Here is a 280-nt window from a genome sequence, read left to right as displayed (position 1 = left end):
GTCACTTTGGGTGATTTTGTAGGAATGATCTCCGTGCGGAGGGGCAGGGCCCGGGACAGCCCTGTTCCAGCACCCCCCGGAGGATCCGAGATATGCCCGAGCTTTTCATCGGCGGCCAGTGGACCGAAGCCGTCGACGGTCGCCACGCCTTCGACGAAGGGCCCTGGCCGCGGACGCCGGTCGCCGAGCGGGCCGCGCTGCTGGGGCGGGTCGCGGATCTTCTCGTACGGGACAAGGACCTGCTCGCGGGGGCCGAGTCGCTCGACACGGGCAAGCGCCT

The 280-nt window shown here is 69.3% G+C and carries 1 protein-coding gene; it reads left to right on the top strand.

What is annotated here, in order from left to right; translation table 11 throughout:
* Positions 1 to 92: 92 nt before the first annotated feature.
* Positions 93 to 280: aldehyde dehydrogenase family protein (locus J0695_RS41510; protein WP_206969983.1), on the top strand; the 188-nt coding region annotated here is incomplete at its 3' end.

Origin of the sequence: Streptomyces beijiangensis, assembly GCF_017315755.1 — a bacterium.
Classification (GTDB): Bacteria; Actinomycetota; Actinomycetes; order Streptomycetales; family Streptomycetaceae; genus Streptomyces; species Streptomyces beijiangensis.
Note: the sequence above shows the minus strand (reverse complement) of the source record. Positions and strands in the feature narration are given on the sequence as shown.